Source organism: Shewanella pneumatophori, from assembly GCF_023283895.1.
Taxonomy (GTDB): domain Bacteria; phylum Pseudomonadota; class Gammaproteobacteria; order Enterobacterales; family Shewanellaceae; genus Shewanella; species Shewanella pneumatophori.
In genome coordinates this window covers 1-12,935 of the sequence record NZ_JAKILB010000004.1, presented here as the reverse complement: position 1 = coordinate 12,935, position 12,935 = coordinate 1, and the positions used below count along the sequence as shown (strand labels likewise).

Below are 12,935 nucleotides of genomic sequence, written 5' to 3'. Positions count from 1 at the left end.
ATATAAAGCCTATGCTAATTAAACGCATAATTTTAGCAACCTTAGCACTGAGCATTTTACTCAGTGCGGGTTGCGGCTTTAGGTTACAAGGTAGCTACTCTATTCCTGAGCAGCTACAAACCCTAAGCCTTAGTAGTCAAGATGAATACAGCGAACTAACTCGCCTAGTGCGTGAACGCCTTCGCTTAAACAGTATTGCAGTGGTGTCTCCTAATGACGACGTTGCAGCACTAAGGATCATCAACGACTCTTTAGACCGTACAACCCTTTCAATCTATCCTACTGGTAACGTTGCTGAATATGAGCTTACCTATCAGGTTAGTTTTGCAGTACAGCTACCAGAAGCCGAATCACAGCGCTTTGACGTAGCAATCCACCGTGATTACCTTGATGATCCGCGTACCGCATTAGCAAAAAGCCGTGAAATGGAACTTCTGCTAAAAGAGATGCGTATTCAAGCAGCTGACAGAATTATTCAAACTCTGGCGGCAGCAGAGGTCAATTAATGCGGGTCTACCCAGATCAGCTAGTGCGCCAGCTTTCTCCTTTACCTCAATGTTGCCTTATTTTCGGTGATGACCCGTGGTTATGCGAACAAAGCCGAGCAGCACTGCATACTGAGGCGAAACGCCAAGGCTTTGAAGAGAAAATTCAGTTAACCCAAGAAACCGGGTTTAGCTGGAATGAGCTTTATGAGCAATGGCAAGCAATGAGCTTGTTTTCAAGCCGCCGCATTATTGAGTTAACACTTCCCCAAGCGAAACCTGGCACTGAAGGCAGCGCCATGCTGCAATCATTAATGCAAATGGATAACCCAGATGTATTACTGATATTAACAGGGCCAAAGCTCGCCAGTGAACAAACCAAAAGTAAATGGTTTAAAAGCCTAGATGCTAAGGGACTATATGTTCCTTGCACTACGCCAGAAGGTGCACAGTTTCAGCGCTGGTTAGACGGACGGATAAATCACTATGGTTTATCTATGGGACGAGATCCGCGAGAAATGCTGTTTGCCCTATATGAAGGTAATTTGCTAGCTGCGGATCAAGCCTTACAGCTACTGCAGTTGCTGAGCCCCAATGCAGCAATTGATTGCGATCAACTGAGCCAATATTTTGAAGATCAATCGCGTTTTAGCGTATTTCAGCTAACCGATGCCATGCTCAATAATCAGCAAGATAAAGCACAGCACATTCTGTCGCAGCTTAAAAGCGGGGGCGTTGCTATGCCGATTATTCTTTGGTCAGTCTTTAAAGAGCTCGGGATATTAATGCAACTAAAGTCCACACAAAATAATCGCCAGCCACTACAGGGGGTATGGAGTAAACTGCGGATCTGGGATAAACGCAAGCCTATCTATCAAACCGCGCTCAACCGCCTTGAGCTTAACCATGTTGAAAGCCTGCTTGCAGCCACTTCAGCAATCGAGTTAAAGCTTAAGCAGCAAGGTATAGAGGATTGGACAGGCCTAAGCCATGTCAGCTTATTATTTGATCCTAAGGCTCACCATAAACTTAGCCATATTGATCTCGCCTAATGAAAATCGGCATTTTAGGTGGCACATTTGACCCGATACATTTCGGCCATATTCGTCCAGCGCAAGAGGTTAAGCAGCAGCTTGCGCTGGATGAGATCTGGCTGATGCCAAACCATATTCCGCCTCACAAACAAGGGACACATGTCAGCACGCAAGATAGATTAGCGATGGCGCAGCTTGTTTGTGACGAACTAGCAGGCTTTAAAGTCTGTGATATTGAAGCTAAAAGAGAAACCCCCTCTTATACCGCAAAAACCCTTGAGCAACTCAATATGCTTTTCCCTCAGCATGAATTTTATTTCATCATGGGAATGGACTCATTTTTAAATCTCAATAAATGGTATCAATGGCAACAATTATTTCGTCTTTGCCACATCGTTGTATGTAAGCGCCCCGGCTGGCAGCTCACAGATAAAGACCCCATTCAAGCATTACTCAAACTACACATTCATAATAATGAAAAACCAAGCACATTAGGTACTGGCGAGATATTTATGCTTGATATCCTAGAGCAAGATATTTCATCAACCGCGATACGCCAGCAATTGCAGCACGGCAGTATTCCAGCTACAACAATGCCACTATCCATTCAAACTTATATTCAACAACACCAGCTTTACCAGACCGACTTCTTAAGCAAAACAGAATAAACCCTACGCAAAACGCAGATATTTATAGGCAGAGCTATTAATCTAGATCTGAAATACTGCTATACTATCGCGCTGTCTTAAAATTAATGGGGTACCAGCGTGGAAAGCGCAGAGTTAAAGCAATTTGTAATTGATAAGGTTGAAGACCTTAAAGCAAAAGATATCGTTGTAATGGACGTATCAGAGAAATCAAACATCGCCGATTTTATGGTTGTATGTACTGGTAACTCAAAAACACACGTTAAAGCAATCGCTGAAAATCTAGTGGTTGAATCTAAGCGTGCTGGTCTTAGCATTTTAGGTGTTGAAGGCCGTGAGAGCAGTGAATGGGTTCTTGTAGACCTAGGCGATGTGATCATGCACGTAATGCAAGATCAAACTCGCGATTTCTACCAGCTTGAAAAACTTTGGTCAGAAAAGCCTGAGTAATGAAGATTCAGTTAGTCGCAGTTGGAACCCGCATGCCAGATTGGGTTGAAACAGGTTTCAAAGAATATCAGCGCCGCTTTCCTCGAGATATGGCGCTCGAGTTAATTGAAATCCCCGCTGGCAAACGTGGTAAAAATGCCGATATAGCTCGCATTCTGCAAAAAGAGGGCGAGTTAATGTTGGCAGCGATCCCTAAAGGGAACCATATCGTTAGCCTGGATCTACCAGGTAAAAACCTGACAACACCGCAATTAGCAGAGCAAATGAATAAATGGCTACTCGATGGCCGTGATGTTAGCTTGTTGATTGGTGGCCCTGAAGGTTTATCACCGGAATGCAAACAGGCCGCAGCACAAAGCTGGTGTCTATCTGCATTAACCCTGCCTCACCCTTTGGTACGTGTGATTGTTGCTGAAAGCCTTTATCGAGGCTGGAGCATTAATAATAATCATCCATACCATAGAGAATAATATCGACATCATAATAAACTGAACAGGCCTTAACAGGATAGGATATGTGCTTGGCACCCTTTTTTAAGCAGGAGAGAATGTAAGTGTCCCCAAGAAAGCGCATAACCATGAACGACCATGCGGCCGAAGCGTCGCTATTTAAAAGTCGTGCCCTGTTTACGTTTTTATGTGTGTTTATCCTGCTGAGCTTATTGCTCGCAAATCTTTATAATCTGCAAATCACCTCTTTTAAAGATTACGAAACTCGCTCAAACGACAATCGCATTCGTGTTGTTCCTATTGCCCCGAGCCGTGGTCTTATTTACGACCGCCATGGCCAGCTTCTCGCTGAAAACCAACCATTTTTCTCGTTAGAGATGGTGCCTGAAAAGGTTAAAAACGTCAGCGAAACTTTGGATGAGTTAAGTCAGGTTATTGAACTGTCTGCTGATGACAAAGAAAACGTACTCGATGCGCTCAAATATCACCGCCGCTTTAAACCGTTAACCATTAAAAACAAGCTTACCGAAGAGCAAGTTGCCGAATTTAGTGTTAACCAGCATCGCTTCCCGGGGATTTCTGTAGAGGCAGGTCTAAAACGCCATTATCCTTATAACGGTTTAATGACCCATGCTTTAGGTTACGTAGGCAAGATTAATAGCCGAGACCAAACATCTCTAGAGCGCAACAATTTGTGGGCAAATTACGCCGCAACCAAAGATATTGGTAAGCAAGGCATCGAAAAGTTCTATGAGAGTATGTTACTTGGCAAACCCGGTCACCTTGAAGAAGAGGTCAATAACCGCGGTCGAACTATTCGCACCCTAAAATCAGAGCCCCCAGTTCCAGGACAAGATATCTATCTAACGCTAGATCTTAACCTACAGAAAAAAGCCTTAGAACTGCTTAATGGCCGTCGTGGCTCTATTGTAGCGATAGACCCAAGAGATGGTGGCATTTTAGCGCTAATATCGAGCCCGACTTACGATCCAAATCAGTTTGTACACGGGATTAGCAGTAAAGCTTATAGCGAGCTTTTAAACTCTAAATCGCGCCCATTGATTAATCGTGCTACTCAAGGCCAATATGCACCGGCATCAACGGTAAAACCTCACTTAGCCCTACTTGGCTTAGAGAACAAAACTGTTACCGCAAAAACCCGTATCTGGGATCCTGGTTTTTGGCAGATCCCAGGGGTTGAACGGAAATATCGTGACTGGAAACGTTGGGGCCACGGCTGGGTAGATGTTAACAGCGCAATCGTTAGCTCCTGCGATACCTATTTTTACGACTTAGCTTACAAAACAGGAGTCGACTCCATTGCTAACTTTATGCAGCCATTTGGCTTTGGTGAGCGCACTGGGGTAGATATTTTTGAAGAATCAGCAGGCATCATGCCATCTAAAGACTGGAAGCGTCTGCGCTATAACCAACCTTGGTATATCGGTGACACAATTTCTGTAGGTATTGGCCAAGGCTATTGGACCACCACGCCACTGCAACTTGCTAATGCTACGGCGATTTTAGCTAACAACGGCCGCCGTTTTGTGCCGCATATGCTCAAGTCAATTCAAGACCAAACGGCAAAAATCGACACCCCACCAGATGAGTTGCCACCGATTGTATTAAAAGATCCTAAAAACTGGGACATCATCAATGAAGCGATGCGTGATACAGCCCATAAGTCACGCTTTACCGATGCGCTGTACACAGCAGCAATGAAAACCGGTACCGCGCAGGTATTTAGTGTGGCGCAAGATGAAGAATACGATGCGGAAAATATTGATGAGCGCCTACGCGATAACGCCCTCATCGTGGCCTACGCGCCTTATGAAAACCCTAAGATTGTACTAGCCGTTGTACTTGAAAACGCCGGTTGGGGTGGTGTTAACGCTGGCCCTGTTGCTCGAGCTCTGCTCGATGAGTATTTATTAAGAGATTCATGGAATAAAACAAAATGAGTGCACACAATACCCGTCCAAACATCTGGCAACGCTTACACATAGACTTGCCACTGTTATTCGGTCTATTAGCACTGATGGGCTTTGGACTTTTCGTGATTTACTCTGCTGGCGGTGAAGATCTCGCGCTGATGGATCGTCAGCTTTTTCGCATGGGCTTATCGTTAGTGGTGATGTTCGCGGTTGCGCAAATTAACCCAGAGGTACTCAGACGCTGGGCGTTTCCAATCTATATAACAGGTATTATTCTACTGATAGGTGTGCACTTTTTTGGTGAAATCAATAAAGGGGCACAGCGCTGGTTAAACCTTGGTTTTATGGAGTTTCAGCCATCTGAACTAATGAAACTCGCCTTCCCTATTACTATGGCGTGGTACATCAGTAAGTTCCCACTGCCACCTAAAAAGCGCTATCTCGCTGGTGCAGGGGTAATCTTACTCGTTCCGACAATCCTAATTGCTAAACAGCCGGATCTTGGCACCTCAATTTTGGTTGCCGCCTCGGGTATTTTCGTACTGTTTTTATCGGGTATGAGCTGGCGTATTGTAGGTAGTTTCATTGGTAGTGTACTGGCTATGTTACCTGTACTGTGGTTTTTCTTAATGCATGACTACCAGCGTACTCGTGTATTGACCCTGCTCGACCCAGAAAAAGATCCTCTCGGTGCAGGCTACCATATTATTCAATCTAAGATTGCCATTGGTTCTGGCGGTCTATTTGGAAAAGGTTGGCTACAGGGAACTCAATCGCAATTGGAGTTTTTACCTGAGCGTCATACTGACTTTATTTTTGCAGTTATCGGTGAAGAGTTTGGTTTAATCGGTGCTTTACTGCTGCTGGCACTTTACCTTTATATTATTGGCCGCGGCTTGGTCATTGCCTCACGCGCGCAAACCAGTTTTGCTCGTTTACTAGCGGGTAGTATTACCTTAACCTTCTTCGTCTATATTTTTGTCAACATTGGTATGGTTTCAGGCCTTTTACCCGTTGTAGGTGTTCCGTTGCCATTAATCAGTTATGGTGGTACATCTATGCTGACACTAATGGTCGGTTTTGGCATCTTAATGAGTATCCATACTCATAGACGTTTTATCGATAGGTAAAATAGCTCAATACACAACATTATTAGCATTGTGGCGCATTCAATATTACCTACCACAATGCTATTCGTTTAATAAGGACTGCCTGTAAATGAATTTTTTTAAGCGCTTAGTTACACCTATGGCTTTCACTTTTCTCTCTTGCTCTGCCATTGCAGCCCCAACATCAGCTGAAGTTGATGCACTCAAAGCTGAGTTTATGAAAACTCAAACTGAAAAAGGCTTCGAGCCTGACGAAATCAGCCAATTCATTGCCAATGCCGAATACAACCAAGCAGTAATTGATGCTATGACTAAGCCTTGGGAAGCTAAACCTTGGCATCAGTACTACCCTATTTTTCTAACTGAAAAGCGTCTCGATAAAGGTTTAGCCTTTTGGAATGAACATGCGGATCTTATTGCTAAAGCTTCAAAAGAATTTAATGTCGACCCGCAAATTATCGTAGCAATTATCGGTATCGAAACCTTTTACGGCGGTTATATGGGTAACTACCCAGTAAAAGATGCCCTCTATACTTTAGGCTTCCACTATCCACCAAGAGCTAAGTTCTTCCGCAGTGAATTTGCAAACTTGCAGTCATTAGTAAAGGAAGAGCGGTTAGATATTAATAACTTGAAAGGTTCTTATGCTGGAGCAATGGGCTTTGGCCAATTTATTCCGTCTAGCTACCGCCACTACGCAGTCGATTTTGACAATGACGGTAAGCGTGACTTGTTAAACAGTAAAGCAGATGCCATAGGCAGCGTAGCTAACTATTTTCACCAGCATGGCTGGCAAAAAGGTCAACCGGTAACATTACAATTAACCTTGAATAAAGACTTACCTGATAACCTAAAAACATGGTCTGGTGAGCGCTTGCACTACAAGGTTGCAGATATCTTATCACCAGAAGTCGCACTAGCAGAGTCTATGGATTTAGATGTGTCACAGCCAGCTATGTTAGTTAAACTTGAGCAAGCTGATCACGATGAATACTGGTTAGGGCTTAAGAACTTTTATGTTATCACCCGTTATAACCGTAGCCCACTGTATGCTATGGCGGTTTATCAGTTTAGTCAGGAATTAAAGAAAGCTTATGTTACTCAATAAAGTCCTTAGTATTTTAGTTGTCATTGCAGCGCTCTCAGCGTGTTCGAGTAGCGGTCGTTATGAGATTGACAACGATAAGGCCCCCACCTCTGCGCCAGATGTAACCAAAGTAGAAGACGCTCACCCTAAGTATGAGCCCTACAGCCGCGGCGGTAACAAAAGCACTTACACCGTTTTAGGTAAAAGCTACAATGTGATGAGTACAGGCGAAGGCTACGCAGAGAAAGGTATTGCCTCATGGTATGGCGCTAAGTTTCATGGCCACCTGACTTCAAACGGCGAAACCTATGATATGTATTCTATGTCAGCGGCTCATAAAACTTTGCCACTGCCTAGCTACGTAAAGGTCACTAACCTTAAAAATGACAAAACCGTTATAGTGCGCGTAAACGATAGAGGTCCGTTCCATGAAGACCGTGTTATCGATCTCTCCTATGCAGCCGCTCACCGACTCGACATGCTAAAAACAGGAACAGCAAACGTTAGCTTAGAAGTCATTTATATCGCCGTTCCAGAATCAGCCGCGCTTGCAGAATTAAAAGGTACTAAGCAACATTATATTCAAGTTGTCGCATCTTCGAGTAAAGAGCGCATTGAAAGTTTAGCTAACAGCCTTGAGCAAAAATACCAAGTAAAAAGCCGAGTTCAAAGCGGCGATAACTTATATAGATTGCAACTTGGACCGATTTCTCAGTCAACTCTCGCCAATAAGCTAACAGAAAAGCTAAAAACAGAGGGTTACCCAAGCAGTTATCTGCTTACTGAATGAACCATGTTTAATGAACCAACGCTGAATTCCGTTGTCGACTAATGATATACTCGCAGGAATTACACTTTCTTCATACCAAACTATTAAGACGTGCATTATTAATATGAATTTACTGAACAAACCTCTAAAAACGCTTTTGCTTGCGAGCTCAGTCGCCGTATTGTCAGCACAAGCCGCTCCTGTTGTCACCCCAAATGCACCTACTGTAGCAGCTAAAGCTTATGTGTTAATGGACTACAACACAGGCCAAATTATCGCAGAAGAAAATGCTTACGAAAGCCTAAATCCAGCCAGTTTGACCAAGATGATGACCAGTTATGTTATTGGTCACGAAATAAAAGTTGGCAACATCTCTCCAAGCGATGAAGTAACCATCAGTAAAAATGCTTGGTCGAAGAACTTCCCTGACTCTTCAAAAATGTTTATCGAAGTCGGTAAAACCGTTTCTGTAGAAGATCTAAACAAAGGCATTATTATTCAGTCAGGTAACGATGCTTGTGTTGCTATGGCAGAACATATTGCCGGTACCGAAGACGGCTTTGTTGATTTAATGAACTCATGGGCAAAACAGCTAAATATGCAAGATAGCTATTTTGAAAACAGCCATGGTTTAGATTCAGATAACCACAAAACCACCGCTTACGATATGGCGATTCTAGGTGCTGCGATTATTCGTGACGTACCAGAAGAATACGCAGTATACAAAGAGAAATCGTTCACTTATAACGGCATTAAGCAGTACAACCGTAATGGCTTGTTATGGGATAAAAGCTTAAGTGTTGATGGTATCAAAACGGGCCACACTTCAGGTGCAGGTTTTAACCTTGTTACTTCAGCAACGAAAGATGGCATGCGTCTAATCTCGGTAGTTATGGGTACTAAGAGTGAAGCTGCACGCAAAGCTGAAAGTAAGAAACTACTTAACTATGGCTTCCGTTTCTTTGAAACAGTTACTCCATATTCTGCAGGTGACACTTTCGTTACCCAGAAGATATGGTACGGCGATCGTGAAACTGTTGATCTAGGTGTAACCACTGATACACCAATCACAATCAGCCGCGGCCAAGCTAAAAACCTACAAGCAAACTTTGAACTAACCAAAGAGCTAAAAGCACCAATTGCTAAAGGTGAAACTGTTGGTCGTATCTATTTCCAACTTAACGGTAAAGATATTGCTCAGTTCCCACTTGTTACTCTACAAGAAGTTAATGAAGGTAGCTGGTTTAGCAAATTAATGGATTACTTTAAGCAGATGTTTTCTGGCTGGTTTAGCTAAGCTAAAGTAACCTAGCAAAAAGCCACCTTCGGGTGGCTTTTTAGTTTTTTAACTTATCTCTATTTGCATCAATATTTTAACAGTTCCCGCCCTCATCAGCAGCTAACTTCTTGTAGTTCACTTCACCTGTAAGTTTATTGGCAAAAACCAAAGTGTGAATCCACATCTACTAAGCATTACTATCAAACAAGCGCATCGGCCTTGAATTAGGTATAATTGCCACCATATAAGTGTAATTGAAATTGTTGAGAGCAAAAAAATGTTAGAGACTAAATTTGATGAGTTAATGGAATTTCCTAATTCATTTCCATTTAAAGTTGTTGGCGATGCAAGCGAAACACTAGCTGATCGCGTTGTAGCTGTAGCACAAAGCTTAGCTCCAGGTGACTACGCACCATCAACTAAAGCATCAAGCAAAGGTACTTACTACTCAGTAACTATCCGCGTAACAGTAACCAGTAAAGATCACATTGAACAACTTTACACCGAATTGGCCGCAATTGACGGTGTAAAACGCGTACTTTAAATATTACTCATCAATGATAAATGTGATCTAGATTACATTTGTCATTTTGCAGCGTATAATAGCCCCCACAAATATTTGAGGGGAGAGGTTGCCCTTGTACGACAACGCTTTGCACATTCGCAATTTAGGTAAACAAGATTACGAAACTGTGTGGCATGCAATGCAGCACTACACAGATAATCGCGATGAAAACAGTCAAGATGAGATCTGGATTGTTGAACATAATCCAGTATTTACTCAAGGCCAAGCAGGCAAGAGTGAGCACATCCTAAACCCAGGTGACATTCCTGTTATTCAGGTTGACCGAGGTGGCCAAGTGACCTATCACGGGCCAGGACAGCTGGTTGTTTACCCTCTCCTCGATATTAAGCGGCTTAAAGTGGGTGTACGCCAACTTGTCACCCATATTGAGCAAAGCATTATCAACATGCTTAAGCGTCATCAGATAGAAGCCTATGCCAAAGCTGATGCACCAGGGGTTTATGTTGAAGAACGCAAAATTGCATCCTTAGGTTTACGGATCCGTAAAGGATGTTCATTCCATGGATTGGCCCTTAATGTCGATATGGATATGTCGCCATTTCAGCGTATTAACCCTTGTGGTTACGCTGGTATGGAAATGATCCAATGCAAGCAGCTTGGTGGACCACAAACCGTCGAAGACGCAGGTCTGCAGCTAATTGAAACTCTCAGCCAAGAACTCGGTTTAGATAAGCTAGTTCACCACCAAGGATTACCAGAGTCATATGAATAGGCCTGAAAGATTACAACCTGGCGTTAAACTAAGAGACGCCGATAAGGTTTCGCGCATCCCTGTGAAAGTGGTGCCATCTGAACGTGACACCATGCTTAGAAAGCCTGATTGGCTGCGAGTAAAGTTACCTGCATCAAATCAGCGTATTACCGATATTAAACAAGCTCTGCGTAAAAATGGCTTACATTCAGTTTGTGAAGAGGCATCTTGCCCGAATCTGTCTGAGTGCTTTAACCACGGCACCGCGACCTTTATGATCTTAGGCGCGATTTGTACTCGTCGCTGTCCATTCTGCGATGTAGCCCATGGTCGTCCGCTAAAGCCTGATGCTGAAGAGCCAAAGAAATTAGCTCAAACCATTAAAGATATGAAATTGAAGTACGTTGTTATTACTTCAGTTGACCGTGATGATTTACGTGACGGCGGTGCACAGCACTTTGCTGATTGTATTCGCGAAATTCGTTTACTCAATCCAGAGATTAAGATTGAAACTTTGGTTCCTGATTTCCGCGGCCGTATTGATGCAGCACTGGAGATCTTAGCCACTGAGCCACCAGATGTGTTTAACCACAATCTAGAGACGGCGCCAATGCATTACCGCAAAGCGCGCCCAGGTGCTAACTATCAATGGTCGCTTGATCTATTGAAGAAGTTTAAAGATCGTCACCCTAATATTCCAACCAAGTCAGGTTTGATGATGGGTCTAGGTGAAAGCAACGAAGAAATCGCACAAGTATTACATGACTTACGCGCTCATAACGTTGAAATGCTAACTTTAGGTCAGTATCTGCAGCCATCTAAGTTCCACTTACCAGTAGAGCGCTATGTATCGCCTGCTGAGTTTGATGAGCTAAAAGAGCTTGCAGAAAGCATCGGCTTTACTCATGCAGCTTGTGGTCCACTAGTTCGCTCAAGCTACCACGCAGATCTGCAAGCCCAAGGCAAAGAAGTTAAGTAATATCCTCTTTGTAGCAATAAAAATAGCGCCTTTGGGCGCTATTTTTATTTGTACTAATTTATTTAGCCTTAAGTCGACTCGCTTTAGTCTGTAATGGTTAATACCAACTGCATCAATATCGCATCCTCTGTGCCAGTTTGGGTTTTATAGTAGCCCTTACGCACACCTGTAGTTTCGAAACCAAGCGATTCATATAGTGCTCTTGCAGTAGAACCAGATTGTCTCACTTCAAGTAAAAGTACCTCAGCCCCCTTTTCTTTACTTGCAGCAATAACGGCTGTTAGTAGCGCTTTGCCAAAGCCCTTTCCTTGAGATAGAGGATCAACACAAATATCCATCAAGGTTGCGTCTTCAAAGATTTGATGCAAAATCGCAAAGCCACAAAGCGAATCATCTTCGATAATCCCAAAGCTTGTATACAAATGACCAAAACAGCTCTTAATACTTGCTTCACTCATCGGGTGACTGTGAGCTCTCGAAGCAACAATAGCCATTTGAGAAGACATATCTTCAGATAACAATACAGGAAGCATCATATTCCCTTTTTAGCCATATAAGCCTGCATGTTGCCCCACAACGCCCTTTTAGCTTCAATATTTGCTTCAAGTTCATTAATAGGAGCAGAAATGAGTCTATCGTCACCAGCAACCGCTTGCTTACCACGCATATCCCAAATCACATTAGCGTTAGCTTCAGCCCTAACAGCAAAACGACAATGAGCAATATCAACACCTATCAAAGCAAGCACTTTACTAATGATAGGGCTATCAACCTCTTTAATTCTAAGTGGGTTTACCAGCACTGTGAGTACTTCATTTTGAGGCACAGCTTTTTTCCAGCGAGTAATGCCCATGGCATCAAGGTAAGCATTCTTTTCCATGACGACTCAATCGAATAGAGGATATAAATGGATTAGCGAAAGCATAACAGTAAGCGCCCGCTTAGTTAAACAGGTTTATAATAACAACCTCACAAGCCCAGCAACTATCTCAAGCAACTCAAGCAACTCAAGCAACTCAAGCAGACGATAACATTAAGCTAAATTGCAGATACGAAAAAGCCGAGCTAATGCTCGGCTTTTTCTGAATTTGGCAGGGGTAGCAAGACTCGAACTCGCAACCATCGGTTTTGGAGACCGCTGTTCTACCAATTGGAACTATACCCCTGTTGACGGAACGCATTATGCTTAAACTGCTTTAAAAGGTAAAGCACTATTTAAGGAGTAAGTGACTAATTGCAGGTTTTTCAGCCAACATTAGCGTTTAGCAACAATAACAGTCAATGCCAACCAGTATAAAATTCACAAGTAAAATAATGCTAAACGACAGATACGAAAAAGCCGAGCTAATGCTCGGCTTTTTCTGAATTTGGCAGGGGTAGCAAGACTCGAACTCGCAACCATCGGTTTTGGAGACCGCTGTTCTACCAATTGGAAC

Annotated in this window: 15 protein-coding genes and 1 tRNA gene; 13 read left to right on the top strand and 3 right to left on the bottom strand. The window is 43.2% G+C overall.

What is annotated here, in order from left to right; translation table 11 throughout:
- The first annotated feature begins 11 nt into the window (after nucleotides 1–11).
- The 13 genes from L2740_RS07220 to lipA all read left to right on the top strand — a co-directional run bounded on the left by L2740_RS07220 (nucleotide 12) and on the right by lipA (nucleotide 11,499).
- The gene (locus tag L2740_RS07220) at nucleotides 12–506 is read left to right on the top strand and encodes an LPS-assembly lipoprotein LptE (RefSeq protein WP_248472731.1); all 495 of its coding nucleotides are present in this window, start codon (nucleotides 12–14) and stop codon (nucleotides 504–506) included.
- Nucleotides 506–1,537 (top strand): DNA polymerase III subunit delta, encoded by a 1,032-nt coding sequence (gene holA, locus L2740_RS07215; protein WP_248949407.1) that lies wholly within the window; start codon nucleotides 506–508, stop codon nucleotides 1,535–1,537. The genes L2740_RS07220 and holA overlap by 1 nt, the downstream gene beginning before the upstream one ends.
- Nucleotides 1,537–2,187: a nicotinate-nucleotide adenylyltransferase gene (nadD, locus tag L2740_RS07210; protein WP_248949406.1), complete on the top strand. Its 651-nt coding sequence runs from the start codon at nucleotides 1,537–1,539 to the stop codon at nucleotides 2,185–2,187. The genes holA and nadD overlap by 1 nt, the downstream gene beginning before the upstream one ends.
- Nucleotides 2,188–2,286: 99 nt before the next feature.
- Complete coding sequence (rsfS, locus tag L2740_RS07205; protein WP_248949405.1) at nucleotides 2,287–2,616, top strand: ribosome silencing factor; 330 nt, start codon at nucleotides 2,287–2,289, stop codon at nucleotides 2,614–2,616.
- Complete coding sequence (gene rlmH / locus L2740_RS07200; protein WP_220780082.1) at nucleotides 2,616–3,086, top strand: 23S rRNA (pseudouridine(1915)-N(3))-methyltransferase RlmH; 471 nt, start codon at nucleotides 2,616–2,618, stop codon at nucleotides 3,084–3,086. Before rsfS ends, rlmH begins: the two co-directional genes overlap by 1 nt.
- Nucleotides 3,087–3,169: 83 nt before the next feature.
- A complete protein-coding gene (gene mrdA, locus L2740_RS07195; protein WP_248949404.1) occupies nucleotides 3,170–5,026 on the top strand; it encodes a penicillin-binding protein 2 in 1,857 nt (618 codons plus the stop codon).
- Complete coding sequence (gene rodA / locus L2740_RS07190) at nucleotides 5,023–6,129, top strand: rod shape-determining protein RodA (RefSeq protein ID WP_248949403.1); 1,107 nt, start codon at nucleotides 5,023–5,025, stop codon at nucleotides 6,127–6,129. Before mrdA ends, rodA begins: the two co-directional genes overlap by 4 nt.
- Nucleotides 6,130–6,217: 88 nt before the next feature.
- Nucleotides 6,218–7,216: a lytic murein transglycosylase B gene (gene mltB, locus L2740_RS07185; RefSeq protein ID WP_248949402.1), complete on the top strand. Its 999-nt coding sequence runs from the start codon at nucleotides 6,218–6,220 to the stop codon at nucleotides 7,214–7,216.
- A complete protein-coding gene (locus L2740_RS07180) occupies nucleotides 7,203–7,985 on the top strand; it encodes a septal ring lytic transglycosylase RlpA family protein (protein WP_248949401.1) in 783 nt (260 codons plus the stop codon). Before mltB ends, L2740_RS07180 begins: the two co-directional genes overlap by 14 nt.
- A 103-nt stretch (nucleotides 7,986–8,088) precedes the next feature.
- Nucleotides 8,089–9,261: a serine hydrolase gene (locus tag L2740_RS07175; RefSeq protein WP_248472717.1), complete on the top strand. Its 1,173-nt coding sequence runs from the start codon at nucleotides 8,089–8,091 to the stop codon at nucleotides 9,259–9,261.
- 259 nt (nucleotides 9,262–9,520) lie between these two features.
- A complete protein-coding gene (gene ybeD / locus L2740_RS07170) occupies nucleotides 9,521–9,787 on the top strand; it encodes a DUF493 family protein YbeD (RefSeq protein WP_248949400.1) in 267 nt (88 codons plus the stop codon).
- A 94-nt stretch (nucleotides 9,788–9,881) separates the two neighbouring features.
- The gene (gene lipB / locus L2740_RS07165) at nucleotides 9,882–10,541 is read left to right on the top strand and encodes a lipoyl(octanoyl) transferase LipB (RefSeq protein WP_248472713.1); all 660 of its coding nucleotides are present in this window, start codon (nucleotides 9,882–9,884) and stop codon (nucleotides 10,539–10,541) included.
- A complete protein-coding gene (gene lipA / locus L2740_RS07160) occupies nucleotides 10,534–11,499 on the top strand; it encodes a lipoyl synthase (protein ID WP_248472711.1) in 966 nt (321 codons plus the stop codon). Before lipB ends, lipA begins: the two co-directional genes overlap by 8 nt.
- A gap of 83 nt (nucleotides 11,500–11,582) precedes the next feature.
- On the opposite strand, the gene rimI is transcribed toward lipA, so the two are convergent.
- The 3 genes from rimI to L2740_RS07145 form a co-directional block, all read right to left on the bottom strand.
- Nucleotides 11,583–12,032: a ribosomal protein S18-alanine N-acetyltransferase gene (rimI, locus tag L2740_RS07155; RefSeq protein ID WP_248949691.1), complete on the bottom strand. Its 450-nt coding sequence runs from the start codon at nucleotides 12,030–12,032 to the stop codon at nucleotides 11,583–11,585.
- The gene (locus L2740_RS07150) at nucleotides 12,032–12,379 is read right to left on the bottom strand and encodes a hypothetical protein (RefSeq protein ID WP_248949399.1); all 348 of its coding nucleotides are present in this window, start codon (nucleotides 12,377–12,379) and stop codon (nucleotides 12,032–12,034) included. The genes rimI and L2740_RS07150 overlap by 1 nt, the downstream gene beginning before the upstream one ends.
- 209 nt (nucleotides 12,380–12,588) lie before the next feature.
- Nucleotides 12,589–12,665, bottom strand: a tRNA-Trp gene (locus tag L2740_RS07145).
- Between the last annotated feature and the right edge of the window lie 270 nt (nucleotides 12,666–12,935).

Bases quoted from the DNA above. Each gene is read 5' to 3' on its own strand.
- L2740_RS07220 (WP_248472731.1), top strand. From the start codon at position 12: ATGCTAATTAAACGCATAATTTTAGCAACCTTAGCACTGAGCATTTTA.
- holA (WP_248949407.1), top strand. From the start codon at position 506: ATGCGGGTCTACCCAGATCAGCTAGTGCGCCAGCTTTCTCCTTTACCT.
- nadD (WP_248949406.1), top strand. From the start codon at position 1,537: ATGAAAATCGGCATTTTAGGTGGCACATTTGACCCGATACATTTCGGC.
- rlmH (WP_220780082.1), top strand. From the start codon at position 2,616: ATGAAGATTCAGTTAGTCGCAGTTGGAACCCGCATGCCAGATTGGGTT.
- rodA (WP_248949403.1), top strand. From the start codon at position 5,023: ATGAGTGCACACAATACCCGTCCAAACATCTGGCAACGCTTACACATA.
- mltB (WP_248949402.1), top strand. From the start codon at position 6,218: ATGAATTTTTTTAAGCGCTTAGTTACACCTATGGCTTTCACTTTTCTC.
- L2740_RS07180 (WP_248949401.1), top strand. From the start codon at position 7,203: ATGTTACTCAATAAAGTCCTTAGTATTTTAGTTGTCATTGCAGCGCTC.
- L2740_RS07175 (WP_248472717.1), top strand. From the start codon at position 8,089: ATGAATTTACTGAACAAACCTCTAAAAACGCTTTTGCTTGCGAGCTCA.
- ybeD (WP_248949400.1), top strand. From the start codon at position 9,521: ATGTTAGAGACTAAATTTGATGAGTTAATGGAATTTCCTAATTCATTT.
- lipA (WP_248472711.1), top strand. From the start codon at position 10,534: ATGAATAGGCCTGAAAGATTACAACCTGGCGTTAAACTAAGAGACGCC.
- rimI (WP_248949691.1), bottom strand. From the start codon at position 12,032: ATGCTTCCTGTATTGTTATCTGAAGATATGTCTTCTCAAATGGCTATT.
- L2740_RS07150 (WP_248949399.1), bottom strand. From the start codon at position 12,379: ATGGAAAAGAATGCTTACCTTGATGCCATGGGCATTACTCGCTGGAAA.